General features: G+C 72.8%; 24 protein-coding genes and 1 tRNA gene. 14 read left to right on the top strand and 11 right to left on the bottom strand.

The annotated features are described in order from the left end of the window. The first annotated feature begins 82 nt into the window (after positions 1 to 82). From GA0070607_RS06860 to GA0070607_RS06875, 4 genes are read left to right on the top strand one after another with little or no spacing between them, the layout of a single operon-like run. Positions 83 to 673 (top strand): sigma-70 family RNA polymerase sigma factor, encoded by a 591-nt coding sequence (locus GA0070607_RS06860; RefSeq protein WP_089017423.1) that lies wholly within the window; start codon positions 83 to 85, stop codon positions 671 to 673. A gap of 32 nt (positions 674 to 705) precedes the next feature. Next, the gene (locus GA0070607_RS06865) at positions 706 to 1230 is read left to right on the top strand and encodes a MauE/DoxX family redox-associated membrane protein (protein ID WP_089017424.1); all 525 of its coding nucleotides are present in this window, start codon (positions 706 to 708) and stop codon (positions 1228 to 1230) included. After that, entirely contained in the window at positions 1223 to 1939 is a 717-nt protein-coding gene (locus GA0070607_RS06870) for a DsbA family protein (RefSeq protein WP_089017425.1), read from the top strand. The genes GA0070607_RS06865 and GA0070607_RS06870 overlap by 8 nt, the downstream gene beginning before the upstream one ends. Beyond that, positions 1936 to 3012 carry a hypothetical protein gene (locus GA0070607_RS06875; RefSeq protein WP_089017426.1) on the top strand — a complete coding sequence of 359 codons (1077 nt, stop codon included), beginning with the start codon at positions 1936 to 1938 and terminating at the stop codon, positions 3010 to 3012. Before GA0070607_RS06870 ends, GA0070607_RS06875 begins: the two co-directional genes overlap by 4 nt. An 11-nt stretch (positions 3013 to 3023) precedes the next feature. Here the strand turns inward: GA0070607_RS06875 and GA0070607_RS06880 are convergent, their stop codons facing one another. Genes GA0070607_RS06880 through GA0070607_RS06895 form a run of 4 tightly spaced genes read right to left on the bottom strand, consistent with a single transcriptional unit; the run spans position 3024 to position 5703 of the window. Further along, on the bottom strand, positions 3024 to 3782 hold the full coding sequence (locus GA0070607_RS06880; protein WP_089017427.1) for an energy-coupling factor ABC transporter ATP-binding protein: 759 nt from the start codon (positions 3780 to 3782) through the stop codon (positions 3024 to 3026). Then, positions 3779 to 4549, bottom strand: coding sequence for a cobalt ECF transporter T component CbiQ (cbiQ, locus tag GA0070607_RS06885; RefSeq protein ID WP_089017428.1), 771 nt, complete (start codon positions 4547 to 4549; stop codon positions 3779 to 3781). Before cbiQ ends, GA0070607_RS06880 begins: the two co-directional genes overlap by 4 nt. A gap of 15 nt (positions 4550 to 4564) precedes the next feature. After that, positions 4565 to 4990 (bottom strand): PDGLE domain-containing protein, encoded by a 426-nt coding sequence (locus GA0070607_RS06890; protein WP_089017429.1) that lies wholly within the window; start codon positions 4988 to 4990, stop codon positions 4565 to 4567. Continuing rightward, positions 4987 to 5703 (bottom strand): energy-coupling factor ABC transporter permease, encoded by a 717-nt coding sequence (locus GA0070607_RS06895; protein ID WP_089017430.1) that lies wholly within the window; start codon positions 5701 to 5703, stop codon positions 4987 to 4989. The genes GA0070607_RS06890 and GA0070607_RS06895 overlap by 4 nt, the downstream gene beginning before the upstream one ends. Before the next feature lie 196 nt (positions 5704 to 5899). Here GA0070607_RS06895 and bcp point away from each other — a divergent pair, with 196 nt between their 5' ends. The 3 genes from bcp to GA0070607_RS06910 all read left to right on the top strand — a co-directional run bounded on the left by bcp (position 5900) and on the right by GA0070607_RS06910 (position 7216). Continuing rightward, entirely contained in the window at positions 5900 to 6376 is a 477-nt protein-coding gene (gene bcp / locus GA0070607_RS06900) for a thioredoxin-dependent thiol peroxidase (RefSeq protein WP_089017431.1), read from the top strand. Between the two features lie 136 nt (positions 6377 to 6512). Further along, positions 6513 to 6596, top strand: a tRNA-Leu gene (locus GA0070607_RS06905). Positions 6597 to 6679: 83 nt separating this feature from the next. Then, complete coding sequence (locus GA0070607_RS06910) at positions 6680 to 7216, top strand: GNAT family N-acetyltransferase (RefSeq protein WP_157743344.1); 537 nt, start codon at positions 6680 to 6682, stop codon at positions 7214 to 7216. A gap of 4 nt (positions 7217 to 7220) precedes the next feature. Here the strand turns inward: GA0070607_RS06910 and GA0070607_RS06915 are convergent, their stop codons facing one another. The 3 genes from GA0070607_RS06915 to GA0070607_RS06925 form a co-directional block, all read right to left on the bottom strand. Then, positions 7221 to 8231 (bottom strand): expansin EXLX1 family cellulose-binding protein, encoded by a 1011-nt coding sequence (locus tag GA0070607_RS06915; RefSeq protein WP_231930882.1) that lies wholly within the window; start codon positions 8229 to 8231, stop codon positions 7221 to 7223. A gap of 135 nt (positions 8232 to 8366) precedes the next feature. Continuing rightward, positions 8367 to 9185 (bottom strand): MOSC domain-containing protein, encoded by an 819-nt coding sequence (locus tag GA0070607_RS06920; RefSeq protein ID WP_089017433.1) that lies wholly within the window; start codon positions 9183 to 9185, stop codon positions 8367 to 8369. Between the two features lie 4 nt (positions 9186 to 9189). Then, positions 9190 to 10023 carry a class I SAM-dependent methyltransferase gene (locus tag GA0070607_RS06925; RefSeq protein ID WP_089017434.1) on the bottom strand — a complete coding sequence of 278 codons (834 nt, stop codon included), beginning with the start codon at positions 10021 to 10023 and terminating at the stop codon, positions 9190 to 9192. 138 nt (positions 10024 to 10161) lie between these two features. On the opposite strand from GA0070607_RS06925, the gene GA0070607_RS06930 reads away from it, so the two are divergent. Then, positions 10162 to 11247 carry an LCP family protein gene (locus tag GA0070607_RS06930; RefSeq protein ID WP_089017435.1) on the top strand — a complete coding sequence of 362 codons (1086 nt, stop codon included), beginning with the start codon at positions 10162 to 10164 and terminating at the stop codon, positions 11245 to 11247. A 117-nt stretch (positions 11248 to 11364) separates the two neighbouring features. On the opposite strand, the gene GA0070607_RS06935 is transcribed toward GA0070607_RS06930, so the two are convergent. The 3 genes from GA0070607_RS06935 to GA0070607_RS06945 all read right to left on the bottom strand — a co-directional run bounded on the left by GA0070607_RS06935 (position 11365) and on the right by GA0070607_RS06945 (position 16603). Beyond that, positions 11365 to 12822: a sugar transferase gene (locus GA0070607_RS06935; protein ID WP_089017436.1), complete on the bottom strand. Its 1458-nt coding sequence runs from the start codon at positions 12820 to 12822 to the stop codon at positions 11365 to 11367. A 275-nt stretch (positions 12823 to 13097) separates the two neighbouring features. Continuing rightward, on the bottom strand, positions 13098 to 13955 hold the full coding sequence (locus GA0070607_RS06940; RefSeq protein WP_157743095.1) for a glycosyltransferase family 2 protein: 858 nt from the start codon (positions 13953 to 13955) through the stop codon (positions 13098 to 13100). Positions 13956 to 14587: 632 nt separating this feature from the next. Next, positions 14588 to 16603 carry a trypsin-like peptidase domain-containing protein gene (locus tag GA0070607_RS06945; protein ID WP_089017438.1) on the bottom strand — a complete coding sequence of 672 codons (2016 nt, stop codon included), beginning with the start codon at positions 16601 to 16603 and terminating at the stop codon, positions 14588 to 14590. Between the two features lie 191 nt (positions 16604 to 16794). On the opposite strand from GA0070607_RS06945, the gene GA0070607_RS06950 reads away from it, so the two are divergent. Genes GA0070607_RS06950 through hutH form a run of 6 tightly spaced genes read left to right on the top strand, consistent with a single transcriptional unit; the run spans position 16795 to position 24612 of the window. Continuing rightward, positions 16795 to 17646 (top strand): MurR/RpiR family transcriptional regulator, encoded by an 852-nt coding sequence (locus GA0070607_RS06950; protein WP_089017439.1) that lies wholly within the window; start codon positions 16795 to 16797, stop codon positions 17644 to 17646. Positions 17647 to 17662: 16 nt separating this feature from the next. Further along, complete coding sequence (gene hutU, locus GA0070607_RS06955; RefSeq protein WP_089017440.1) at positions 17663 to 19312, top strand: urocanate hydratase; 1650 nt, start codon at positions 17663 to 17665, stop codon at positions 19310 to 19312. Between the two features lie 11 nt (positions 19313 to 19323). Further along, a complete protein-coding gene (locus tag GA0070607_RS06960; protein WP_089017441.1) occupies positions 19324 to 20544 on the top strand; it encodes an allantoate amidohydrolase in 1221 nt (406 codons plus the stop codon). Then, positions 20541 to 21896, top strand: a complete 1356-nt coding sequence (locus GA0070607_RS06965; RefSeq protein WP_172899169.1) for a formimidoylglutamate deiminase — start codon at positions 20541 to 20543, stop codon at positions 21894 to 21896. Before GA0070607_RS06960 ends, GA0070607_RS06965 begins: the two co-directional genes overlap by 4 nt. Then, the gene (hutI, locus tag GA0070607_RS06970; protein ID WP_089017443.1) at positions 21893 to 23077 is read left to right on the top strand and encodes an imidazolonepropionase; all 1185 of its coding nucleotides are present in this window, start codon (positions 21893 to 21895) and stop codon (positions 23075 to 23077) included. The genes GA0070607_RS06965 and hutI overlap by 4 nt, the downstream gene beginning before the upstream one ends. Continuing rightward, positions 23074 to 24612 carry a histidine ammonia-lyase gene (gene hutH, locus GA0070607_RS06975; RefSeq protein WP_089017444.1) on the top strand — a complete coding sequence of 513 codons (1539 nt, stop codon included), beginning with the start codon at positions 23074 to 23076 and terminating at the stop codon, positions 24610 to 24612. The genes hutI and hutH overlap by 4 nt, the downstream gene beginning before the upstream one ends. A 78-nt stretch (positions 24613 to 24690) precedes the next feature. Here hutH and GA0070607_RS06980 read toward each other — a convergent pair whose 3' ends face one another. Further along, positions 24691 to 25845, bottom strand: coding sequence for a polysaccharide pyruvyl transferase family protein (locus tag GA0070607_RS06980; protein ID WP_157743096.1), 1155 nt, complete (start codon positions 25843 to 25845; stop codon positions 24691 to 24693). Between the last annotated feature and the right edge of the window lie 3 nt (positions 25846 to 25848).

Raw genomic sequence — 25848 nt, forward strand, 5'->3', positions numbered from 1 at the left:
GAAAAGTTCCCGGCGTGGCGCAGAACATCCAGGCGCCGAAGGGCTCTGCCGGTGCGCCGGGCGCCGCGTAACCTGGTTTGTCGTGATCCCCGTCCCGCGTGACACCGGTGCCGCCGGTCCGGCCGACTCGGTCGATGGCGGCGGCCGGGATCCGGCCACCGAGTGGGCGTTGACCGCGCGCGACGGAGACCCGACCGCTCAGGCCGCGTTCGTGCGGCTGACCCAGGTGGAGGTGTGGCGCTTCGTCGCCGCCCTGGTGGACCCGGACAGCGCCGACGATCTGACGCAGGAGACGTACCTGCGGGCGTTCCGGGCGCTGCCAGCGTTCGAGGGTCGCTCCAGCGCCCGTACCTGGCTGCTCGGCATCGCCCGGCGGACCTGCGCCGACCACCTGCGCACGGTGATCCGCCGACGTCGGCTCGACGAGCGGCTGGCCGCGAACGCGTACACCGACCGGCCGCACCCGGACCCGGCCGGGCAGCTCGGCGCCGCCGACCTGGTCCGCCGGTTGAGCGCCGAGCGGCGGGCCGCGTTCGTGCTCACGCAACTGCTCGGCCTGTCGTACGCCGAGGCCGCCGCCGTGGAGGGGGTGCCGGTGGGCACCATCCGGTCCCGGGTCGCCCGGGCCCGCGACGACCTGGTCGAGGCGGTCGGCGACGCCCTGACCGGCTGAGCCGGGAACTTCCGGCGGGGACGGGACGACCAATGACCGTGACAGCACCTTCCAGCCACGCCGGCCGCTGGGCCGGCGTCCGGCCCTGGCTCGGCATCGCGGCCCGACTCGGCCTCGCCGCCGTCTGGCTGGTCGCCGGCGCGTCGAAGGTCAGTGACCTGGCCGCGTCCGGTCGGGCCGTGAACGCCTACCAGGTGCTGCCGTACGACGTGGCGACAGTGGTCGGCGCCGCGCTGCCCTTCGTCGAGCTGGCGCTGGGCGTGCTGCTGCTGCTCGGGCTTGCCACCCGGCTCACCGCCGGGGTCTCGGCCGCGCTGCTGGTGGTCTTCATCGCCGGGATCGCCTCTGCCTGGGCCCGGGGCCTGGCCATCGACTGTGGCTGCTTCGGCAGCGGCGGACAGCTCGCCGAGGGGCAGGCACCCAGTTACCTCCCGGAGATCCTGCGGGACCTGGGATTCTTGGTGCTGGCCGGCTTTCTGCTGATCTGGCCGCGTACGCCCGTTTCGGTGGACGGGTGGCTGTCCGGTGAACCCGCCGTGGAGGACGAGGATGAGTAGTCGCAAGGGGCAGCGGGACGCGGCCCGGGTGGTCCGCCAGCAGCTGGCCCGCGAACGGCGCCGCCGCCGCACCGTCTGGGTCTCCGCCGCCGCGGTCGCCGTGCTGGTCATCGCCGGCCTGATCGGCTGGAGCGTCTGGTCCAGCCAGCGCTCGGACGCCTTCAACACCCCGCCCGGCGCCAACGCGGACGCCACCGGCATCGTCACCGGCGGCGGGCCGGTCACCGTCGACGTCTACGAGGACTTCCTCTGCCCGGCCTGCAAGCAGTTCGAGCAGGCCAGTGGCACCACTCTGGAGCAGTTGGCGGCCGAGAACAAGGCGAAGGTCGTCTACCACCCGGTGGCGTACCTCAACCGCTTCTCCACCACCGAGTACTCCACCCGCTCCTCGGCCGCCTCCGGCTGCGCCGCGGCCGGCGGTAAGTTCCGCGAGTACGCCAAGGCGCTCTTCGACAGGCAGCCGCCGGAAGGCAGCGCCGGGCTCACCGACGACGAGTTGATCGACATCGGCGTCGGCGTCGGCCTCGACCGGGGCTCGTTCGGCGGCTGCGTCAAGGACAACACGTACCGGACATGGACCGAGCACGTCACCGACGAGGCCAGCCGGGGCAACGTCACCGGCACGCCGACCATCCTGGTCAACGGTCAGCCGCTCGCCGACCGGAGCCCGCAGGGTCTCACCGCGGCCGTGGCGGCGGCCGGCAAATGATCCGTACCCTGCTGGCCCGCGCCGGCCTGGTCGCCACCGCCGCCTGCGCGGCGACCCTGCTCACCGCGGCACCCGCCGCCGCGCACGGCGCCGACGCCCCGGACGGCACCGACTACCGCACCCGGACCACCGGCGTCGCCCCGGCCCGTGCCGGCCTGGAGGTACGGGTGGTCGAGGCGGGCGCCCGACTGGAGCTGACCAACCGCACCGGCCGCCCGATCGAGGTGATCGGCTACTCCGGTGAGCCGTACCTGCGGGTCGGCCCGGACGGGGTCTTCGAGAACACCCGCTCCCCCGCCACGTACCTGAACCGCACCCTCGCCGGCGACACGACGCTGCCCGCCGAGGCGGACCCCGCGGCCACCCCCTCCTGGCGGCGGATCGCCGACGGGACCACTGTGCGCTGGCACGACCAGCGCGCGCTGTGGCGGGAGTCGCAACCGCCGGACGCGGTACGCGCCGCGCCGGACCGCGAGCACCGGGTCCGGGACTGGACGATCCCACTGCGCGACGGCGGGGACCCGGCGCAGATCCGCGGCACGCTGGACTGGCTGCCGCCGCCGGACGCGTACACCTGGTGGGCGGTGACCATCGTCGGGCTGCTCGCGGTCGGCGCGCTCGGCCTGCTCGCCGCCGCCGCGCCGGCCGGCGCCCGAGCCATGTCCGCCCTGGGCGTGCTGCTGGTCGCCGGCGGCGCCGTCGCCGTGCTCTACCCGGTGGGCCGGGAGCTGGACGCCGGCGCCCAGGGTGTGGGCGGCGTCCTGGTCGGGCTGCTGTCCGGGCAGGTCTGGTCGCTGCTCACCGGCCTCGGCGCGATCGCCGCCGGCAGCTACGCACTCGCCCGCCGGGCGGCCGCCGACTTCGCGGTGGCGCTGGCCGGGGCCTGCCTGGCGCTCTTCGCCGGGGTGGCCAACGCCGCGGTGTTCGCCCGGTCCATCGCGCCGGTCCCCTGGCCGGCCGAGGTCGCCCGGGTCATGGTGGCGCTGGTGCTGATCATCGGCGCCGGCGCGACCGCCGCCGGCGTCCTCCGCCTGCGCGCCACCTCCCGAACCGCCGCCACCGCCCGGACCTGACCCGCCGCCGGTCAGGGACGCGGGGCGAAGCCGTACGGGAGTTCCAGGCGGTGGCGGGCGAGCAGCGTCGAGTCGGCCAGCAGGTCCAGCGTGGGGGCGTCGGCGACGATCCGGCCGCCGTCCAGGATCACCGAGCGCCCGCACAGCTCCGCCGCGTACGGCAGGTCGTGCGTCACCATCAGCAGCGTCACCGGCAGCTCGCGCAGGATCTCGGCCAACTCGCGCCGGGCCGCCGGGTCCAGGTTCGACGACGGCTCGTCCAGCACCAGGATCTCCGGGTGCATGGCGAGCACGGTGGCCACCGCCACCCGGCGGCGCTGCCCGAAGGAGAGGTGCTGCGGCGCCCGGTCCCGGTGCTCACTCATCCCCACCGCGGCCAGCGCCTCGTCCACCCGGACGGCCAGCTCCGCCCCGCGCAGGCCCAGGTTGGCCGGCCCGAACGCCACGTCCTCCGCCACGGTCGGCAGGAAGAGCTGATCGTCCGGGTCCTGAAAGACGATGCCCACCCGGCGGCGCACCTCGGACAGGGTGGCCCGGTCCGGCGTCACGGTCAGCCCGCCGACGCTCACACTGCCCTCGGTCGGAGTGAGGATGCCGTTGAGATGCAGCACCAGCGTGGTCTTACCGGCACCATTGGGCCCGAGCAGCGCCACCCGGTCCCCACGCGGCACGGTCAGGTCCACCCCGTGCAGCGCGACATGCCCATCCGGGTACGCGTACCGAACGCCACGTACGTCCAGCGAGACAGCGGTCTGCACGACACCGATCATGTCAGCACCACGGCGGTGGCGGCGATGGAGGCCGCAACCACCGGCACGGTCGCCGCGACCAGCCATTGACCGGCGGTCGCCGCACCGTCGCCCTGCCACACCTCGGGCATCCGCCCCGAGTAGCCCCGCGACAGCATCGCCAGGTAGACGCGCTCGCCGCGTTCGAAGGCCCGCAGGAACAGCGCCCCGATCCCGGCGGCGAAGCCCCGCAGCTGCCACAGAAAGCGCGGGTCGTCGCCCCGGGAGATCCGGGCCACCCGCATCCGCCGCGCCTCGCCGACCAGCACGTCGAGGTAGCGCAGCATGAACGTGGCGATCTGGGTGAGCACCTGCGGGCAGTGCAGCCGGTCCAGCCCGACGATCAGGTCCCGGGTGGTGGTGGTCGCGGCGAGCAGCAGCGAGGCGAGAACGCCCAGGGTGCCCTTGGCCACGATGTTCCACGCGCCGTGCAACCCGTCCTCGGACAGCCGCAGGCCCAGCACGTCGACCCGCTCGCCGGCACCGAGGAACGGCAACGCGACGGCGAACAACACGAACGGCAGCTCGATCAGCGCCCGGCTGAGCAGCCACCGCGGCCCCACCCGGGCCAGCGCCGCCACCACCGCCACCAGCAGGGCGTACGCGCCGAAGGCCCAGAACGCCGCGCGCGGGGTGGCCACCACGGCGACCGTGAAGACCACCATCGCCACGATCTTGACCTCGGGCGGGAGCCGGTGCACCGGCGAGTCGGACTCCCGGTACAGCACGTGCCCGTGACCGGCACCCATCCGCGTACCCCTCGCTCAGCCGTTGGCGTCGGCGTGGCGCCGGTCGTCGGTGGACGTCGCGGCGTCGCCCTCGTCGATCGTCGGTGCGTCACCGTCGGTCGACGTGGTGCCACGGCGGCGCAGCAGCCAGAAGCCGCCCGCGCCGACCGCGAAGGTGACCAGCACACCGAGCACCCCGGAGAGGCCGGTGGAGAGGAAGCTGTTCTCCACGCCGCGCACCCCGTAGTCGGCGAGCGGGCTGTCCCCCAACTCGTGGTCCCGGGCCTGCTGGGCCGGGCAGCTGCCGCCGACGATGTTGTCATCGGCGTCGACGGTGCACCCCTTCAGCAGCGACGAGTCCAGCCCGTCCGGGTGCGACGAGGCGTAGTTGCTCACCACCCCCGCCAGCAGCAGGGCCACCAGGAGGCCACCGGCCAGGAACGCCCACGAGCGGTTCTTCATCGGACACCTCCGACGGCGGGAACGGTCGGTACGGTCGCGGGACGCAGCCCGCGCAGCGCGTAGACGAGATCGGGGCGCACCTTCGCCACGGTGACCACGGTGGTGGCGGTGATCAGCCCCTCGCCGATGCCGATCAGCAGGTGGACCCCGGCCATCGTGCCGGCCAGGCCGGCCAGGTTGCCGCCCAGGTCGGTGGTGCCGCCCAGCCAGTACTGCACGACGAAGCCCTGGGACGCGACCACCACGCTGAGCATCGCCGCGACGAACCCGGTGACCGCCAGGCCGGCGGGCGTACGGGGCAGCACCCGCAGCAGCACCGCGATCAGCACGTAGGCCGCGGCGGTGCCGAGCAGAGCCATGTTGGTGATGTTGAGGCCGAGCATGGCCACACCCCCGTCACCGAAGATCAGCGCCTGCACGACCAGCACCACCGACACACAGAGCGCGCCGACCCACGGGCCGACCAGCATCGCGGCGAGCGCACCACCGAGCAGGTGGCCACTCACCCCGGCCGTGAAGATCGGAAAGTTGAGCATCTGGACGGCGAAGATGAACGCGGCCACCAGGCCGGCCATCGGGGCCAGGCGGTCGTCCAGGTCACGCCGGCCGCGCAGGACGCAGCCGGTGAGCGCGGCCAGGGCGAGCGCCGCGAAGACCGCTGCGACGGGACCATCGATGATCCCGTTCGAGATGTGCATCGCCAGGGTTTCCACGCGACCTCCCACGCGTCAGCGGACCCGTTCGGGCCGGCGGGGTCAGCCTATTTCCCAAGCCTCGTTGTTGCCATACCTTGGCAACAAGGCATGTCCTTGATCACCATCCCGGACCGGGGCAACCGGCCGTCGGCCGCGCGACCGCTCGGCGCGTCGCCTGCGGCGGCACCGGCCGGCCCGGCGGTATCGTCGGGCCATGACCGCGCCCGACCGCCTCTCCCCCGGTGACCCCGCACCCGAGTTCACCCTCCCCACCGACACCGGTGACCAGCTCACCCTGGCCGACCTGCGAGGCCGCAAGGTGGTCCTCTACGCCTACCCGGCCGCGATGACCCCCGGATGCACCAAGCAGGCCTGCGACTTCCGCGACTCGCTCGCCTCGCTCCAGGCCGCCGGCTACGAGGTGGTCGGCATCTCCCCGGACAAGCCGGAGAAACTGGCGAAGTTCCGCGACCGCGACGCGATCACCTTCCCGCTGGTGTCGGACGTCGACAAGGCGGTGCTGACCGCGTACGGCGCCTACGGCGAAAAGCAGATGTACGGAAAGACCGTGACCGGCGTGATCCGCTCGACGTTCGTCATCGACGCCGACGGCAAGATCGAGCGGGCCCTCTACAACGTCAAGGCCACCGGGCACGTCGCCAAGCTCCGCCGCGACCTCGGCCTGGACTGAGGCTGTCGTACCGAGCCCTGACCGTCCGTTGGCGGTTCGCCACAAATACACGCCCGACGTCCAGGCCGTGTTGGCGATACTCCGGTTGGCCGGCCTGTGCACCCCAGCGGCCCGACACTCTAGAATCAGCAGGTTGGCGGGAGTGGCGTAACGGCAGCCGCGGTAGGTTTAGGTCCTATTGTCCTATTTGGACGTGGGGGTTCGAATCCCCTCTCCCGCACGGTTGAGTCGCACGTAAGTGCTCGGCGTGTGCGTTGTCGGTCGGGTCACACCGCAGGTCGGCCGGGTGCTCGAGCGGTCAGGATTGGCGCCGTGAGTCTGCGCTACGTCCTTGATCCCGACCTCACCCCGCGGCTGCGCGCCGAGATCGTCGCTCTCTGGGTGGACGTCACCAACGCTGGCGGCGCGGTCGGCTTCGTGCCTCCGATCACCGCGGCCGACGTCCGCGCCACCGCCGACCCGACCTTCGCCGGCATCGCCGACGGACCGGACCGGCTGCTGGTCGGGTACGCCGGCGACCGGCTGGTGGCCGTGCTGATCTTCTCCGACAACCGGTTCCCGCTCAAGGCGCACTGGTGCGTGCTGAAGCGCGTGATGATCCACCCGGACACCCAGGGCGCCGGCTACGGCTCGGCGCTGATGCGCGAGGCCGCCCGGCTGGGACGGGAGCTGGGCCACGAGGCGCTGCATGTGACGGTGCGGGACGGGCTGGGGTTGGACGGGTTCTACCGCCGGCTGGGGTACCGGGAGATCGGCCGCCTGCCGGGCGCGCTGCGGCTGGCGCCCGGTGACGACAGGGACGAGATCCTGATGTGGCTCGACCTGACGCCGACCGACTGAGCGGTCAGCTCGCGCACCAGCGGGCCACCGCCCCGGCGGGTCGGGTGGCCGGGGGGTTGGCCACCGCCGTGGCCGGTGCGCTCGCCTTCGCCACCTCGGCCGGGCGTCGGGCGGGCGTCGGCGTACCGGCTGGTCGGTTGCTGGACGGCCGGGCCGACGCCGACGGACGGCGGTTGGCGGGTGCCGCGCCGCGCCCGTACATGCGGACCGTGCTGGTCTGGACCTGGCCGGGCGCCATCCGGATGCCGGCGACGGTCGCCCGGTTCCCGTACACGTCGCTCACCCGGATCGTGAACGGGCCGGCGCCGGCGCCGGAGGCGATCAGCCAGTAGTTGTAGTCCTGCCGTGCGGCGGACTGCCACGGGCCGTCGTCCCGCTGCCGGACCTCCACGGTGCGCAGCGGGTTGCCGTGGTTGCCCACCCGGACGGCGAACCAGAACTGCGACGCGCCCTCCTTGATCCGGAAGGTGAGCGGGCCGGGTAGTGGTGGGTTGACCACCGCGCGGTAGGTGACCGGGACGAGGCCCTGGACCGGGTCGGCGATCCGGGCGAACGCCTCGCGAGACAGGTCGAGGTGCCCGGGTTCGCACTCGGGGCACTGATCCATGATCAGGACGCGGATGGTGCCCTTCGGGCCGGTCACGTCGAGGAACCCGCCGCAGGCGGCGCCGGCGGCGTACTCCGTGGGTCCGAGCGCGACGTAGAGACGGTTGGCTGGGGCGGCCGGGTTCGAGCAGTTGCCGCCGGCGCCGTTCGAGTCGTAGAACGTCGCCTTGCCGGTGTGCGTGGCGGTGCCGGTGGGCGGCGCGGCGAGTGCGCGGCCGGCGGCGCAGGCGGGTGCGGAGCCGGTGCGCAGCGCAAGGGTGAGCCCGAGCACCGCCGCGAGGACTGTGACGCCGGTGGCGACCAGCCAGGGGATGGGGCCGGACGAGGGCGTGGGCCGGTCGTCCGGAGCCCGGTCGAGGTCGATGTCGATCTCGATGTCGACGTCTCCGGGAGCGCTTCCGTCCGTCACGCCGCGATGCTGCCCGAACCTCCGTCGGCCGGACAAGCGGGCTAAGCGAAAGCTAAGACAGTGTCGACGGAGGGTGATCGCCGCGTTTCCGCGACGGACCCGGCGGTCGCCTCGCTCCGGGCGGCCGACAACCGGTCAGGCGTCGATGACGACCGGGGCGCCGACGGCCAATGGTCCACTGGCAACGGGGACCAGGTGCAGCCCGAAGAGGAGTTTCTGTTGGACGTTGCGGTACCGGCCGAGGGTGCGCAGCGGCTCCTTCGTGCGTACCCCGGTCTCCTGGTCGGTTGTGGTCACCACGCAGCGGTCGCACGGCCCGGCGGCACGGAACCGCAGGTCGCCGATGCGCAGCGACCGGCCGGCCCAGTCGTCCTCGGCCCACGCGGGGGGCCCGTCGACCACCAGGTTGGGCCGGAACCGGGCCATCGGCACCGGCTCCTCCCCGGCCTCGGCGAGCCAGTTGTTGAGCGCGTCGAGGGAGGCGGCGTTCGCGAGCAGCAGTGGGTAGGCGTCGGCGAAGCTGACCTGGTCACCGGTGTCGTGCTCGCGATCTTCGGCGGCAAGGTGTCGGGTCGGCCGGGCCAGCCAGACCAGTCGGACGGGCCGGCCGAGCAGCGCGCCGAGCCAGGCGTCGGCCGCCGGCCCGGCGGGCAGCGCGGGGACCGGAATCTTGCGGTTGCGGAAGGTGCGCACGGCGACCGGGTCTCCGCCGGTCGGCTCGGGCACGTCGAGGTCGGGCTGCCCGTCGGCGCGCAGCGAGAGGCCGCCGGGATGAACCGTGGCCCGCAGGTCGACCAGCCGGGTGGTTTCCCGCTGGGTGACGCCGACGCCGTCGGCGTCCACCACCATCCAGCGCCGGTCGCCCGCCAGGCCCCACGGATGCACGAGGGCTTCGTCGTGGTCGAGCCGGTGGCAACCCTTGACGGGGTACGTGTGGATCGAGGTCAGCCGCACCCGGCTACCATGCCACGCCGATGCCATCTCCGGGGTACCAGTGGTTGGCGGGGCTCTCCCGGTAGGCGAGGAACCGCCGGCCGGTGCGCTCGGCGTGTTCGGCGAGCACGTTGGTGCTGGTGACGTTGTCGGTGAGCAGGATCGCGCCGGGGGCGAGCTTCGGCTCCACCGCGTCGAACTCGCGCTTCTCGTGTGCCCGGCTGTGGTCGCTGTCGTGCAGGAACAGGTCGACCGGGCGCTCCAGAGCGCCGATCGAGGCGATCGAGTCGCCGATCACCAGGTCGACCACCTCGGACCAGGGGGCGGCGCGGGCCAGGTAGCCGGCCTCGGGGTTGATGTCCAGCGAGGCGAGCCGGCCCGGGTGGCCCTCCTGCGCGTTGCGCAGCAGTGCCGCGGCCAGTACGCAGCTGCCCAGGCCCTTGTCCACACCGGTCTCCACCACGTGCGCGGGGCGGGTGGCCCGGACCGTCGCGTACCAGCCGATCCGGCGGGCGTAGCGGACCTGCTTGTCGGCCAACCCCCGCCGGGCGGAGTCCGCGGTGGCCCGCTCGATGTGCTGCCGCAGCGGCTGGTCGGACTCGATCTCGTCGAACCAGCCCCGGACCTGCTTGACCGGACGGTCACAGACCACGCTGACGAACCAGGCCAGGTGGTGGCGGCTGAGCTTGGTCAGCTCATAGGTGTAGTTGTGGTGCTCGCGCGAGGTGACCAGCCAGCGGGCCGAGATGCGCAGCACCTTCGCGTCGTGCCGGGCGACCCGGGCCAGCCGCTTCGGGAAGGCGGCCACGGGCGCGAGCCGGGTGCGGGCGATGGCCCGTCGGAGCTTCGTTGCGTCCACCGGAGCTTCTTATCAGGCCGACGCGCCGTGCGGCAGGGGAAGTTGCCATCGAGTTCTGTCGACAGATTAACCCGACGGCGGGCAGGGCCGACCGGACGAGGGTACTCGGACCGAAAGGCGAGTCAGTAGCATCGCGCCATGCCACGTCACAATGAGACCGCGCAACCCGGCGCGTACTACTCGACCGGGACCGCCGGCCAGCCGCAGCGGGTGGACGACGGCGAGCCGGTTGGCCCGCAGCCACCCAAACGACGCCGTTGGCGGCGGATCCTCCTGATCAGCCTGCTGGTGGTCCTGCTGGTGGGTGGTGGAGCGGTGATCGCCGGTGGACTCTACCTGCGCTCCGTGGAGGGGGGCATCGAGCGCGTGGACGCGTTCGACGGCGTCCCGGAGGAGGGTCGCCCGCAGGCGGCGGTCGAGGGCGCGATGAACATCATGATCCTGGGCAGCGACTCGCGTGACCCGGAGAAGACCTCCGGCTCGCGGACCGACACGATCATCCTCGCCCACCTGCCGAAGGACCGGTCCAGCGCTCAGCTGATCTCGATTCCCCGGGACACCTGGGTGTCGGTGCCCCGATCCGCGGACGGCAACAACGGCGGTCGGGACGCCAAGATCAATGCCGCGTACGCCTGGGGCGGGATTCCGCTGATGGTGCAGACCGTGGAGAAGTTCACCGACGTACGGGTGGACCACGTAGCGGTGATCGACTTCGCCGGGTTCAAGGAGATCATCGACGCGCTGGGCGGCATCGACATCAACTCGGAGAAGGAGTTCACCTCGATCCACGAGCCGTTCCGCAAGTTCAGCAAGGGAATGCAGCGGATGGACGGCGAGGCGGCGCTGGACTACTCGCGTCAGCGCAAGCAGTTCGCGGACGGTGACTTCGCCCGGATCCGGCACCAGCAGCAGGTGATCAAGGCGATCATCGACAAGGCCTCCTCCGGTGGCCTCCTGACCAACCCCGGCAAGCTGAACTCGTTCCTCAAGGCCACCTCGAGCTCGGTCTCCGTGGACAAGGAGCTGTCCCTGCTGGAGACGGCCAACCAGATGCGCGGTGTCCGGGGCAGCAACCTGACCTTCGTCACCAGCCCCACCAAGGGCACCGGCCGGATCGGTTCGGAGAGCGTCGTCCTGGCCGACACGAACCGGGTCAAGTCGTTCTACGACGCGGTGCGCCGCGACTCGGTGCCGGACATCATCGCCGGCGCGAAGAAGCCGTAGGCTCCTCGCCCGCCACCGCGGCGGTCCCGCATCGGGGACCGCCGCGGTGGCGGCACCACGAACGCGTACGGGCGGTGGCCAGAAGGCCACCGCCCGTACGCGTTGCGGGTTTCGGGGTCAGTACGCGCCCCGCCGGGCCAGCACCACGCTGGCCGTCTTCCACAGGATGCCGAGGTCGTACGCGAGCGACCAGTTGTCCACGTAGTGCAGGTCGAGCCGGACCGCGTCGTCCCAGGTCAGGTCGGAGCGGCCGGAGATCTGCCAGAGGCCGGTGATGCCCGGCCGCACCAGCAACCGCCGCCGCACGTCGCCGCGGTAGTCGTCGTCCTCGGTGGGCAGCGGGCGCGGGCCCACCAACGACATCTGCCCACGCAGCACGTTGATCAGCTGGGGCAGCTCGTCCAGGGACAGCGCCCGCAGGTGCCGGCCGATGGGGGTGACCCGAGGGTCGTCCTTCATCTTGAAGAGCAGGCCGTCGCTCTCGTTGCGATGCTGCAGGGCGGCCAGCCTCTGCTCGGCGTCGGTGTACATGGTCCGGAACTTCCAGACCTTGAACGCGCGGCCCTCGTGGCCGATCCGGGTCTGCCGGAACATCACCGGCCCCGGATCGCTGAACTTGATGGCCAGGGCGATGGCGAGCAGCACCGGGCTCAGCAGCACAAGCCCGATCAGCGCGGTGACCCGATCCAGAACGCTCTTGGTCAGCAGCGACAGGCCGGAGATGGTCGGCTCGTCCACGTTGAGCAGCGGCAGCCCCTCGATGGGACGGACGTGGATGCGGGGCCCGGTGACGTCGGTGACCTGGGGGACAACCACCAGGTCCAGGCCGGTGCCCTCCAACTGCCAGGCCAGCTTGCGCAGCTCGTACGACTCCAGGCCGGCCGGGCCGCACACCGCGATGGTGTCCGCGCCCAACTGCTGGACCAGCGGTACCAGGTCCCAGCCGACGTAGACCGGGACCGGCGCTGTGACTCGCTCCCCCGGCCGCGGGTGGTGCGGCAGATGGATGGCGATCGGACGCAGGCCGGCGGCCGGATTGCGGGTCACCACCTCGTGCAGGGCGAGAGCGTCCGGCAGCCGGCCGACGAGCAGCACCTTCTGCGACGCCCGCTGGCCGACGCGCCGGAGTCGACGCAGGACCGCCCGGGCCACGAACCGAGCCAGCAGCGTGTAGACCAGCAGGCCGATGATGACGGCGGCGACCGTGGCCCGGGACAGGTCCTTCTTGAACCCGAGCGCCAGGAACGAGACCGTGGCGGCCATGACGAGGTCGGCCCGGGCCACCCGCTTGAGCTCGTCGGTGCCGTGCCCGAGCACGCGCCGGTCGTAGGCACCGGCGGCGACGAGCAGGAGCAGCCAGCCCAGCGGTACGCCGAGGTTCGCCACCAGGGCGAACGAGCTGACACCCAGTACCCGTTGGTCCCAGAAGCCGGCGTCGGCCTCGTCCAACAGGGCGACGACGGTACGGCTGGCCGCCAACGCGGCCAGGACGTCGAGCAGGATCAGCCAGGCGACGTACCGACGGCGCCACGCGGCCCGTGGCGCGACCGGACGCCCGAAGGCCGACCGAGGCATGCCGTTCGAGGGTGGTGTGATGACCCCGAGATCGGCGTCGAATCTTGGTGCCCTCTGCGACGTGACGGCAGTAAGGATCTGAGTGTTGGCGGACACGACCTTCCTTTCCGCATGGCCCCCGTCGGGAGATCGCGACGATGCACCCTATGCGCCGACGCCGTCTCCTGCCTAGTGGCGGTTCGGTCGCACCTGCGGGGCCTGATCAGACCGTCGACTGTTGACCGTTGGCTCGAAGTTCCTGCATCCGTGGACGGCCACCGCCCAGGGTGGCTGTCTCACTTTCCGACGGCCGTGACCAACCACTTGCCGAGCTCGCTGACCGCACGCACCCCGACGACGGTCAGGGCGAGACCCGGGATGCGTGGTCTGCTGTATTTCCTGATCATTTTGTGCCAGGCGGCGAGGCCGGCGAGGCGACGCCGGCTGATGCTGCCGCCGTGCCGGTGGAACACGACCACCGGGTGGTCGAGGCGCTGCAGGTGCACGCCGTTGCTGAGGGCGCGCAGCACCAGCTCGACATCCACCTTGATCGGCATCCGCTCGTCGTACCCGCCGAGCTGCAGCAGCAGTTGCCGGTCGATGGACATGCCCGAGTGCTTGAAGGGCAGCCGCGGTCGGGTCAGCACCGACCACAGCATCCGACGTGGGGTCGGGTAGGAGGGAAGCCTGATGATTTTCGCCGACCCGCCGACGCGCTCCTCGTAGTTGGTGTAGACCCAGCGCGCGCCGGTACGGGCGAGAAAGCCGTGGATCCGGGCCAGACCGTCCGGGCTCAGCTCGTCGTCCGAATCGAGGACGGTGACGAACCTGCCGCGCGCGACGCGGAGCGCCGCGTTACGTGCCGCGCTGATTCCGGTGGGCTGCTGCCGGACGACGCGGATCCGCCGATCGTCCAGGAGGCGCGCCTCGGCCAGACCCTCGCGGACGGGTACGGCGGAACCGTCGTCCACGACGACGATCTCGAAGTCGTCGAAGCTGCCGGCCAGCACGCTCTGGATGGATTTCGCCAGTAGCTCCGGCCGGTCACGGACGGCGATGCAGACGGAGAACGCGGGGGTCACCGGTTCCACCGCGCGCATCGACGGGAGGGTGGGCGCGTCGATGTTCGGCGTCGCCGAGAGGTTCGGTGACATGACAGCCGGCATCATCGGCTCGGTCGGCGCGTCGATGTTCGACAGTCGTGGGCCGTATCCGGACGGGGCGGGGCTGCCGGCAGGGTCGCGCAAGGAAGAAGTCGGGTAGGGAGGGTGGCTCGTCACGGACGGAAGCCGTTTCGCAGCCCACCTCGGCCACCAGGGCGACATGGCTCAACAGCCGCACCGATCGACGCAGCAGCTTGCTCCCGCACGTCCATACCTTCCGCCACCCCCATGAAAGTCACTATCTGCAGCGACATTTGTCGGCGACGCGTTCGTAGGACCGTTCCCCTGATCGACAACAATGAAGATCCATCGCGCAACAAGTCGGAGTATAGCGATCGCCGAACCGGCACACCACCATCTGCCAGACCACCGCGCCGATGGCCACAAAGCGCTGCTCCTGCCCAGATTCCGCTGCTCAGGCCGCCGATCCGGGTGGATTGGACACTTTGCCAAGCCAGCGGGCCTCCGGGCCGCCTTCCGGTGGAATCTACTTTGGCCGAACGTTTGATCTTTTCGGCGACATGGTTGTTATGTGGGTGCTGGAACAGCGAAATGACCATTAACGCGGCACGGCGTGGAGGTGTCCGGGAGGCGTGCCATCCAGCCGCCCGCCGAGCCGCCGGTCAACCGCGCCGACGACGGACGAGCACGAACGTCAGGACGACGAGGCCGACCAGCAGCGCACCGACTGACCCCGCGAGCAACGGGGTGACCTCCGCCGACCGCTTCTGCGGCGTGCCTTCCAGTCGCTGGCGTTCGGCGGCGTTCTGCCGGTACACCTCGGCGAGGAGGTTGGCCGGCACCGCGCCCGCCACCGCCTCGAGTCGGGTGACCGCCGTCGAGGGATCCCCCGCGAAGTACGCGTCGAGCCCGCTGCGGTACAGCCGGTCGGTGTCACTGAGCTCGTTGCGGACGCCAGCCTCGGCGAGCAGGGTCGACAGCGCGGTGGACGGCACGACCACCCGGTTCGCCCGGTCCGCTCGGGCCTGGTCCTGGTCGACCATGCCGACCACCCGGCCACCCGGATCGAGCACGACCCCCCCGTGCGAGACCCGGCCCACGTCACCATTGATCCGGTAGATGGTCGCCGGACCCCGTCGACCGGTGTCCGTGATGGCCACCGCCTTCGCGCGCGGCAGGTAGGTGGCGGTGCGGGTGTCGACGTCGTCGGTGCTGAACCCCACCACCAACAGCGACGAGCCGGTGGCCAGTTCGCCCGGACCGAGTTCCGCCGCGGGAAGCTTGTCCCGGGACAGTTTCACCAGCGCGACGTTGCTTCCGTCGGCGGCCGATGCCGTCACCACCTGACCCGGGATTGCCGGCCCCTCGGGGGCGTTGCTACGCGCCGTGTTCAGCTGCCCGAACAGCTGGACACCCGGTTCCGAACCGGCATCGACGCCGGTGAACCGGGTCTTGCCCAGGTTGGTTGTGACGTAGCCCTGCACCTGCGCGGCCGTCAGTTTCTTCTCCCGCACGAGCATCCGGGCGACGGCGTCCAGGGCGACCTGGCGGGCGCTCTCCTCGGTCGGCTTGACACAGGAGGCGCTGGTGAGCACGTGCCCCGTCGAGGCGACCAGGAATCCGCTGCACCGGCGGTTGAAGCTGATCGGCCTCGCCCGTAGGGGCTTGTTGGTGGCGCTGTCGCGTAGGTAGCCGGTGAAGACCGCCTCCAGGAAGACCAGCGACGGAGAGGCCACCGCCAGGGCGCGCTCCTGCGGACTGTACGGCGCGAACTGCGTCCACGGCCTGAACACGGGGTTCGAGGGCGACGCCGTCGGGAACCCGGCACTGTCCCCGATGGTGGGCGACGGGGCCTGCGAGGGGTCGTCGCCTCCCGACATCGTCCAGGCCGCGACGCCCCCGCCCGCACCGACGAGCACCAGGACGAGCGCGACCACGACGGCCCACGAACCGGTACGGCGCTTCGACGGCGGCGAGGGCTGAATCCGGCGTACCGGGGCGGCGAACGGATCGGGCGTCAACGTCGGCGCCGGCACGGGGGCCGGCTGCGGGACCGGGGCCGGCTGCGGCACGGGAGCGGGATCCGGCTCGCGGGCGGCCCCGTCGGCCGGCTCGGCATCCTGGTCGAGGCCGGAGTCCGCGGCGACCGGAGGTGGCACGACCGGATCGCCGTACATGGCCCACGGCGCGTGTGGGACGCCGGACGTCGGCTGAGGCGCCCCGGAAACCGGCACCCCCGAGGTCGGCGCGGGCGGGCCGGAGACCGCGTCCGGCACGCCGGAGACCGGGTGCGGGACGGCAGAGACCGGCGGCGCCGACGACGGGACCGCCGAGACGGGCCGCGGCGGGACTGGCCCGGAACTCGTGGGCACCGGTTGGTATTCCTGACCGAGCGCGCGGAACAGCCGCTCCGCGCCCGGACCAGCCTCCGCCGGATAGGCCACCCACGGTTCCGCGGCGGAGAAATCGGCGTACGCGAAGGCGAGGCCGTCCGGCGCCTGGGACAAGCCGGTGGCGGTGCCCGCGAAGGCTTCCCGCCAGCCCGGAGTGTGCACGGCGGCGGCATCCAGCACAGCGATCGTGACGAATCGGCCCTGCCCGTCGACGGCGGCCCACGCCTTTCCGGCGGGGCAGGTGCCCAGCATGTGGGTGAACCTGTAGGGGCCGACCGACTGCATGCGCACTCCTCTACTCAACCGCCGTGCGGATAGTACAGAGAGGCTGCGACCACAGCCGCCCGACGGTCGTACGGTCGACAGCCGCTGGCACTCCCTTCTGGGCGGTTCGGCGGGCCGGCGGAGCGGCTTCCCGTCCTGAGGCACCGATCAGGCGCTTGCTCTCTGAAAGTTTTCATGCATAGAGTCACCGCATGAATGGCGGAGGTATCGGGGCGCCGGTGGAACGGGTGCTGGACCTGTTCGACGGGGTCCGGCTCACCCCCACCCAGCGTCGGATCGCGCACTGCCTGGTGCAGCACGCCCCCGCGGTGGCGTACCTGTCCGCGGCCGAGGTGGCCGAACTGGCCGGGGTCAGCCAGCCGTCAGTCACCCGGTTCGCCGTCGCGCTCGGCCACGACGGCTACCCGGCGCTGCGCCGCCGGTTGCGCGACCTCACCACCACCGCGCCCGGCGGTCCGACCGACGCCGGCAACGAACTCCAGCAGGCGGTACGCGCCGAGATGGGCAACCTCGACCGCCTCGCCGGTCAGCTCGCCGACCGGGACCGGATCGCCGAGACCGGCCGGTTGCTCGCCGCCAGTCGTCCGCTGCCGGTGCTCGGCCTGCGCGCCGCCGCGCCGCTGGCCGCGTACTTCGCCTACTTCGCCGCCAAGGTGCACCCGGACGTCCGGGTGCTCGACGACGGCGGCAGCCTGCTCGCCGACCGCCTGGAGCAGGCCGCCGAGGCCGGCGCCTCGGCGGTCCTGGCCTTCGTGCTGCCCCGCTACCCCCGGGAGACCCTGGACGCGTTGCGCGACGCGCGGGCCGCCGGATTGACCGTGGTGGCGATCACCGACTCGCCGGTCAGCCCGGCCACCGAGCACGCCGACGTGGTGCTGCCCGCCGCGGTCGGCGCCCAGCTCGTCTTCGACCTGCACACCGCCCCGATGACCCTGGCCATGGTGCTGTTGCAGGCGATCTGCGACGCCGCGCCGGCCGACACCCAGCGCCGCCTGGAGGCGTTCGAAGCCTCCGCGGCCCGCCGTCAGTTGTTCCTGGGATGACCGGAGGAGACCCGAGATGACCCAGCACGTCCGTGCCGCACGGGGCAGCGAGCTCACCGCCCGCGGTTGGCCGCAGGAGGCCGCCCTGCGGATGCTCATGAACAACCTCGACCCCGAGGTGGCCGAACGCCCCGACGACCTGGTCGTCTACGGCGGCACCGGCAAGGCGGCGCGGGACTGGCCGTCGTACCACGCGTTGGTCCGCACCCTGACCGACCTGCGCGAGGACGAGACGATGCTGGTGCAGTCCGGCCGACCGGTCGGCGTGCTGCGCACCCACGAATGGGCGCCCCGGGTGCTGCTGGCCAATTCCAACCTGGTCGGCGACTGGGCGACCTGGCCGGAGTTCCGCCGGCTGGAGCACCTCGGCCTGACGATGTACGGGCAGATGACCGCCGGTTCGTGGATCTACATCGGCACCCAGGGCATCCTCCAGGGCACCTACGAGACGTTCTCGGCGGTCGCCGCGAAGCGGTTCGGCGGCACCCTCGCCGGCACGCTGACGCTGACCGCCGGCTGCGGCGGGATGGGCGGCGCGCAGCCGCTCGCGGTCACCATGAACGGCGGCGTCTGCCTGATCGTGGACGTGGACCGGACCCGCCTCGACCGCCGCGTGCACGACCGCTACCTGGACGAGGTGGCCGACTCGCTGGACGACGCGGTGCAGCGGGTGCTGGCCGCCAAGCGGGACCGGCGGGCGCTCTCCGTCGGTGTGGTCGGCAACGCGGCGGTGGTCTTCCCCGAGCTGCTGGTGCGGGGCGTGGAGATCGACATCGTGACCGACCAGACCAGTGCGCACGACCCGCTGTCGTACCTGCCGGTGGGGGTGGAGCTGGCCGACGCCCGGGAGTACGCGGCGGCGAAGCCGGCCGAGTTCACCGATCGGGCCCGGGCGTCCATGGCGCGGCACGTGGCGGCGATGGTCGGTTTCCTCGACGCGGGCGCCGAGGTCTTCGACTACGGCAACTCGATCCGTGGCGAGGCGCAGCTCGCCGGCTACCAGCGCGCGTTCGACTTTCCCGGCTTCGTGCCGGCGTACATCCGGCCGCTGTTCTCCGAGGGCAAGGGCCCGTTCCGGTGGGCGGCGCTCTCCGGCGACCCGAAGGACATCGCCGCCACCGACCGGGCCATCCTGGAGTTGTTCCCGGAGAACGAGTCGCTGGCCCGGTGGATCCGGCTGGCCGGCGAGCGGGTCGCCTTCCAGGGGCTGCCGGCCCGGATCTGCTGGCTCGGCTACGGCGAACGGGACAAGGCGGGCGTGCGGTTCAACGAGATGGTCGCCTCCGGAGAACTTTCCGCCCCGGTCGTCATCGGCCGGGACCACCTGGACGCCGGCAGCGTCGCCAGCCCGTACCGGGAGACCGAGGCGATGGCCGACGGCTCCGACGCGATCGCCGACTGGCCGCTGCTCAACGCGCTGGTCAACACGGCCAGCGGCGCGTCCTGGGTGTCCATCCACCACGGTGGCGGCGTGGGCATCGGCCGGTCGATCCACGCCGGGCAGGTCTGCGTGGCCGACGGCACCCCGCTGGCCGGGCAGAAGATCGAGCGGGTGCTCACCAACGACCCGGCGATGGGCGTCATCCGGCACGTCGACGCCGGCTACGACATCGCCCGCGAGGTCGCCGACCGCACCGGCGTCCGCGTCCCCATGACCGAGCAGTAAGGAAGGGCCCCTTGTTATCGGATTCTGTTGTAGAAGGGTCCCTTCCTAACAGGTTTCGGGCGCTGTGGGACGAGATCGCCCCGGTCGGGCGGGACGCCGGCAGCGGCGGCTACCTGCGCTACGCGTTGACCGAGCCCGAGCTGGAGCTGCGCGGCTGGTTCCGGTCCCAGGCCGACCGGCGCGGCCTGCCGGTCACCGAGGACGGCAACGGCAACCTGTTCGCCCACTGGGGTGACCCGGAGGCCGGGGACGCGGTGCTGACCGGCAGCCACTTCGACTCGGTGCCGCACGGCGGGGCGTACGACGGGCCGCTCGGCATCGTCAGCGCGTTCCTCGCCGTGGACGAGCTGCGGGCCGCCGGCGTCACCCCGGGCCGCCCCCTGGTGCTGGCCGCGTTCGTCGAGGAGGAGGGCGCCCGCTTCGGCGTACCGTGCCTGGGGTCGCGGCTGCTCACCGGGGCGCTGCCGGCCGAACGCGCGGCCGGCCTGCGCGACGCGGCCGGGGTGAGCTTCGCCGAGGCGCTCGGCGACCAGCCGGCGGGCGCCCGCCCGGACCTGCTGGGCCGGTTCGGCGCCTTCGTGGAGCTGCACGTCGAGCAGGGCCGCGCGCTGGTCGAGGCGGACGAGCCGGTCGCCGTGGCCAGCGCGATCTGGCCGCACGGCCGGTGGCGCTTCGACGTCCTCGGCGAGGGCAACCACGCCGGTACGACCCGGATGGCCGACCGTCGCGACCCGATGCTCACCTACGCGTTCACGGTGCTGGCGGCCAACAAGGAGGCCCGGCTGCGCGGCGCGCACGCCACAGTGGGTCGGGTCGCCGTCGAACCGAACGCCACAAACGCCATCCCGTCGAAGGTGACCGGCTGGCTGGACGCCCGGGCCGCCGACCCGGAGACGCTGACCGGGCTGGTCGACGCGGTACGGGGCAAGCTCGCCGAGCGGGCCCGCCGCGACGGTACGGAGGTGACGGTGACCGAGGAGTCGACGACTCCACTGGTCGCCTTCGACGGTGGGCTGGCCGGCCGGCTGGCCACGCTGCTCGCGGCGCCGGTGCTGCCCACCGGCGCCGGGCACGACGCCGGGGTGCTGGCCGGGCACCTGCCCACCGCGATGCTCTTCGTGCGCAACCCGACCGGGGTGTCGCACTCCCCCGCCGAGGCGGCCACCGACGCCGACTGCGCCGCCGGCGTACGGGCGCTGGCCCGGGTCCTGGAGGAGCTGACATGCCGGTGACCCGTTGGCTCGCCGAGTACGCCTGGCTGCCCGAGTACGCCGAGCCCACGCCGGACGTGCTGATCGAGACCGACGGTGAGCGGATCACCGCCGTGACGCCGCTGACCGCGGGCAGTCGGCCGCCCGCCGGGGTCGAGGTGTTCGCCGACGCCGTGCCGCTGCCCGGGCTGACCCTGCCCGGCCTGGCCAACGTGCACTCGCACGCGTTCCACCGGGCGCTGCGCGGGCGTACCCACGGTGGCCGGGGGGACTTCTGGAGCTGGCGGGACCGGATGTACGCCGTCGCGGACCGCCTGGACCCGGACACCTACCTCGCCCTGGCCCGGGCGGTCTACGCCGAGATGGCCCTCGCGGGAGTCACCTGCGTCGGTGAGTTCCACTACCTGCACCACCGGCCCGACGGCGGCGCGTACGACGACCCGAACGCGATGGGCGAGGCGCTGGTCGAGGCCGCCGCGCACGCCGGTATCCGGCTCACCCTGCTGGACACCTGCTACCTGACCGCCGGCGTGGACGGTCGACCCCTGGCCGGGCCGCAGCGACGCTTCGGCGACGGCGACGCGGCCCGGTGGGCCGAGCGGGCGTCCGCGTTCCAGCCGACGGACGGGCACGCCCGGGTCGGCGCGGCCGTGCACTCGGTGCGGGCGGTCCCCGCCGACCAGCTCGGCACTGTGGCCGACTGGGCGCGGTACCGGCGGGTGCCGCTGCACGTGCACCTCTCCGAGCAGCCCGCCGAGAACGACGAGTGCCGGGCCGTGCACGGGCGGACGCCGACCGCGCTGCTCGCCGAGCACGGCGTGCTCGGGCCGGACACCACTGCCGTGCACGCCACCCACCCGACCACCGGTGACCTGGCGCTGCTCGGGGAGAGCCGGACCGGGGTGTGCCTGTGCCCGACCACCGAACGGGACCTCGCCGACGGGATCGGCCCGGCCCGGCGGATGGCCGAGGCGGGGATCCGGTTGAGCCTGGGCAGCGACAGCCACGCGGTGATCGACCTCTTCGAGGAGGCCCGGGCGGTGGAGTTGGACGAGCGGCTGCGCACCCGACGCCGCGGCCACTTCACCCCGGCCGAGCTGCTGATCGCCGCCACCTCCGCCGGGCACACCGCGCTGGGCTGGGCCGACGCCGGACGGATCGCTCGCGGCGCGCGCGCCGACCTGGTCACGGTACGGCTGGACAGCGCCCGCACCGCCGGGGTGCCGCCGGTGGGCGCGTTCTTCGCGGCCGGGGCGACGGACGTCGTACAGGTCGTGGTGGACGGCCGGGTGGTGGTGGCCGAGGGCCGGCACCTGACCGTGGACGTGCCGGCCGAACTGTCGGCCTCGATCGAGGCGGTGACACCCACATGAGCAGCCTGCTGGTGGACAACATCGGGGAGCTGATCACCAACGGCGCCGGTGAGGGCCCGCTGGGCATCCGCCGCAACGCGGCCGTGCTCATCGAGGAGGGCCGGGTGGCCTGGGTCGGGCCGGCGGCGTACGCGCCGGCCGCCGACCGGCGGGTCGACGCCGGTGGGGCCGCTGTGCTGCCCGGATTCGTGGACAGCCACGCACACCTCGTCTTCGCCGGGGACCGGGCCGCCGAGTTCGCCGCCCGGATGGCCGGCGAGCCGTACACCGGGGGCGGCATCCGGACCACGGTGGGAGCGACCCGGGCAGCCTCCGACGACGAGCTGCGCGCCACAGTGCGCCGGCTGCGCGGGGAGGCGCTGCGGCAGGGCACCACCACCATGGAAATCAAGAGTGGGTACGGCCTGACCGTCGCCGACGAGGCCCGCTCGCTGCGGATCGCCGCCGAGACCAGCGCCGAGACCACCTTCCTCGGCGCGCACGTGGTGCCCGCCGAGTACGCCGACCGCCCCGACGACTACGTCGGACTGGTCTGCGGGCCGATGCTGGCCGCCGCCGCACCGCACGCGAAGTGGATCGACGTGTTCTGCGAGCGGGGCGCCTTCGACGTCGACCACGCCCGGGCCATCCTGGCCTGCGGGCAGGCCGCCGGGCTGGGCGTGCGGTTGCACGCCAACCAGCTCGGCTCCGGCCCGGGGGTGCTGCTCGGCGTGGAGCTGGACGCGGCCAGCGTCGACCACTGCACCCACCTCAGCGATGCCGACGTGGCCGCGCTGGCCGGCACGGCCCACACCGACGGGTCGGGGACCCGCACGGTGGCGACACTGCTGCCCGGCGCCGAGTTCTCCACCCGCTCGCCGTACCCGGACGCCCGCCGCCTGCTCGACGCGGGCGTCACAGTCGCCCTCGCCACCGACTGCAATCCCGGCTCGTCGTACACCTCGTCGATGCCGTTCTGCGTGGCCCTCGCGGTCCGCGAGATGCGGATGACCCCGGCGGAGGCGGTCCGGGCCGCGACGCTGGGCGGCGCGCGGGCGCTGCGCCGCGACGACATCGGCGTGCTCACCCCCGGCGCCCGAGCCGACCTGGTCGTGCTCGAAGCGCCGTCGTACCTGCACCTGGCCTACCGGCCCGGTGTTCCACTGATCCGCCAGGTCCTGCTCAACGGAGTTCTGCAATGACGACCGTGACCATCCAGCCCACCGGGGTCTCCCCCGCCGACGTGCTCGCGGTGGCCCGCGGCACCGCCAAGGTCGTCCTCGACCCGGCCACCATCGACGCGATGGCGACCAGCCGGGCCATCGTGGACGGCATCGAGTCGTCCGGCCGCCCCGTCTACGGGGTCTCGACCGGGTTCGGGGCGCTCGCCAACACGTTCGTCGCCCCGGAGCGCCGGGCGGAACTCCAGCACGCGCTGATCCGCTCGCACGCCGCCGGGGTGGGCGCGCCGATGCCGCGCGAGGTGGTGCGGGCGATGATGCTGCTCCGGGTCCGCTCGCTCGCGCTCGGCCACTCCGGGGTCCGCCCGCTGGTCGCCGAGGCGCTGCTCGACCTGCTCAACCACGACATCACCCCCTGGGTACCGGAGCACGGCTCGCTGGGAGCCTCCGGCGACCTGGCGCCGCTGGCGCACTGCGCGCTCGTGCTGCTCGGCGAGGGTTGGGTGCTCGGTCCGACCGGCGAGCGGCAGGACGCGGCCGACGTGCTGACCGCCGCCGGGCTCAAGCCGATCGAGCTGGCCGCCAAGGAGGGGCTGGCACTGATCAACGGCACCGACGGCATGCTCGGCATGCTGCTGATGGCCATCCACGACGCCGCGCACCTGTTCACCATGGCCGACGTCACGGCAGCGCTGGGCATCGAGGCGATGCTCGGCTCCGAGCGGCCCTTCCTGCCCGAGCTGCACGCCATCCGTCCGCACCCCGGGCAGGCGGCCTCGGCGGCGAACATCCACCGGCTGCTCCAGGACTCCCGGGTGATGGACTCGCACCGGGACGACCTGGCCCACGCCGTGCAGGACGCGTACTCGATGCGCTGCGCGCCGCAGGTGGCCGGTGCGGCCCGGGACACGCTGGAGTTCGCGCGGACGGTGGCGGACCGCGAGCTGGTCTCGGTGGTGGACAACCCGGTGGTGCTGCCGGACGGTCGGGTCGAGTCGACCGGGAACTTCCACGGGGCTCCACTCGGCTTCGCCGCCGACTTCCTGGCCATCGCCGCCGCCGAGGTGGGGGCGATCGCCGAGCGGCGGGTGGACCGGCTGCTGGACGTGGCTCGCAACCGGGAGCTGCCGGCGTTCCTCTCCCCCGACGCCGGGGTCAACTCCGGTCTGATGATCGCCCAGTACACGGCGGCCGGGATCGTCGCGGAGAACCGCCGGCTGGCCGCGCCCGCCTCGGTGGACTCCCTGCCCACCAGCGGGATGCAGGAGGACCACGTCTCGATGGGCTGGGCGGCGGCCAAGAAGCTGCGCACCGTGCTGGACAACCTGTCCAGCGTGCTCGCGGTCGAGCTGCTGGCGGCGGTACGCGGCCTTCAGCTGCGCGCACCGCTGGTGCCGTCGCCGGCCGGCCGGGCCGCGGTGGAGGCGGTACGGGCGTTCGCCGGCGAGCCCGGCCCGGACATCTTCCTCGCCCCGGCGATGGAGGCGGCCCGCCGCACGGTGTCCGACCGCGACCTGCGTACCGCCATCGAGCGCGAGATCGGGCCGCTGGCCTGAGCTCCCGGGGTAGCTGCCATCCGCCGCGGGTCAGGCGGCGGACGGCAGCACCTCGGTCGGCCCTGCCGGCCACAGCGTTCAGCCGGAGATGGCCCAGGGGGCTCGGGTGAAGTTCAGCCGGGCCCGGTGGGCGAACTCCGTCAGGTCCAGCCGGGGCCGTTCGCCGCTGGCGAGAAGGTTGGCGAGGACCTTGTGGACCTCCGCCGGCTCCTCCGGCTGCGCCGGCAGCCGCCGGGTGGCCGGCTGGCCGATCTCGTCCAGGAAGTCCGCGCACTTGCGGTGGTACGGCACGAGGGCGAACGGAACATACGCGACGTAGGAGAAGATGCCGCCGTGCATCCGCATGTGCAGGCCGATGTCGCACGTCCGCATCTCGCTCCAGACCGCCCGAACGCCGTCGTCGGCGGTGACGGTACGCACGTCGCAGCGCCCTCCCAGGGCGGCCCGGAGCCGCTCGCTGGGCCCGACGTCGCCGCGGACCGGGTGGGTGTTGAAGACGAAGATCGTCACGTCGACGGGCTCGGCATCGACGAACGAGCGGATGCCCGAGATCAGTGCCTGCTCCCGCCGCCGCTGCTCCGGCTCGGGAAGGTCGGTGTCGGACCCGAGCAGCGTCACGCCGAGCCGAGCCCGGCCCGGCACCCTCGGCACCGGTGCGGGCGCGACGTCGCCGAGCGCCTCGGGCAGGAGGCCGGCGAGGTCGCCGGCGGGAACGACCAGGCCCGGATAGCCGATGTCGCGGAGCCGGTCGACGGACGCGGTGTCGCGCACCCCGACATAGTCGACATGCCGGAACACCTCGGCGAGCCGCTGCTGAGCAGCCGACGAGACGAACGGCCCGACGGACACCCCGACCGCCGCGATGGGACGCTTGGAGACCCTCGACCAGGCGGCGAAGACCTTCTTCTCACTGAACGGCCCCATGTCGCGGAACACCGAGCCGCCGCCGAAGAGCAGCATGGTCGCGCCGCCGAGCAGGCTGGCCTTGTTGAGCAGCTTCCCGGCCCGGCGTACCGGGTCGAGCGACTCGAAGAGGGCCTGGCTCATCCCGGCACGGTCCGCCGGCAGGTCCACCAGCGGTGGCGCGGCGAACGTCGGCGCCTCCGTTCCCCAGTAGCGGGCCAGGGCCCAGTCGACGATGACGCAGAAGGCGTTGTCTCCCACGTTCTGCATGCCGTAGTACCCCACCACCAGGGGCCGGCGGGCTGCGCCCGACCGTCGGTCCACACTCACCGT

The organism is Micromonospora coriariae (genome assembly GCF_900091455.1).
In the GTDB taxonomy this organism is placed as follows: Bacteria; Actinomycetota; Actinomycetes; order Mycobacteriales; family Micromonosporaceae; genus Micromonospora; species Micromonospora coriariae.

Bases quoted from the DNA above. Each gene is read 5' to 3' on its own strand.
- hutU (WP_089017440.1), top strand. From the start codon at position 17,663: ATGACCCAGCACGTCCGTGCCGCACGGGGCAGCGAGCTCACCGCCCGC.
- GA0070607_RS06880 (WP_089017427.1), bottom strand. From the start codon at position 3,782: ATGATCGGTGTCGTGCAGACCGCTGTCTCGCTGGACGTACGTGGCGTT.
- GA0070607_RS06865 (WP_089017424.1), top strand. From the start codon at position 706: ATGACCGTGACAGCACCTTCCAGCCACGCCGGCCGCTGGGCCGGCGTC.
- hutH (WP_089017444.1), top strand. From the start codon at position 23,074: ATGACGACCGTGACCATCCAGCCCACCGGGGTCTCCCCCGCCGACGTG.
- GA0070607_RS06870 (WP_089017425.1), top strand. From the start codon at position 1,223: ATGAGTAGTCGCAAGGGGCAGCGGGACGCGGCCCGGGTGGTCCGCCAG.
- GA0070607_RS06945 (WP_089017438.1), bottom strand. From the start codon at position 16,603: ATGCAGTCGGTCGGCCCCTACAGGTTCACCCACATGCTGGGCACCTGC.
- hutI (WP_089017443.1), top strand. From the start codon at position 21,893: ATGAGCAGCCTGCTGGTGGACAACATCGGGGAGCTGATCACCAACGGC.
- GA0070607_RS06950 (WP_089017439.1), top strand. From the start codon at position 16,795: ATGAATGGCGGAGGTATCGGGGCGCCGGTGGAACGGGTGCTGGACCTG.
- GA0070607_RS06930 (WP_089017435.1), top strand. From the start codon at position 10,162: ATGCCACGTCACAATGAGACCGCGCAACCCGGCGCGTACTACTCGACC.
- bcp (WP_089017431.1), top strand. From the start codon at position 5,900: ATGACCGCGCCCGACCGCCTCTCCCCCGGTGACCCCGCACCCGAGTTC.
- GA0070607_RS06890 (WP_089017429.1), bottom strand. From the start codon at position 4,990: ATGAAGAACCGCTCGTGGGCGTTCCTGGCCGGTGGCCTCCTGGTGGCC.
- GA0070607_RS06875 (WP_089017426.1), top strand. From the start codon at position 1,936: ATGATCCGTACCCTGCTGGCCCGCGCCGGCCTGGTCGCCACCGCCGCC.
- cbiQ (WP_089017428.1), bottom strand. From the start codon at position 4,549: ATGGGTGCCGGTCACGGGCACGTGCTGTACCGGGAGTCCGACTCGCCG.
- GA0070607_RS06935 (WP_089017436.1), bottom strand. From the start codon at position 12,822: ATGCCTCGGTCGGCCTTCGGGCGTCCGGTCGCGCCACGGGCCGCGTGG.
- GA0070607_RS06940 (WP_157743095.1), bottom strand. From the start codon at position 13,955: ATGTCACCGAACCTCTCGGCGACGCCGAACATCGACGCGCCCACCCTC.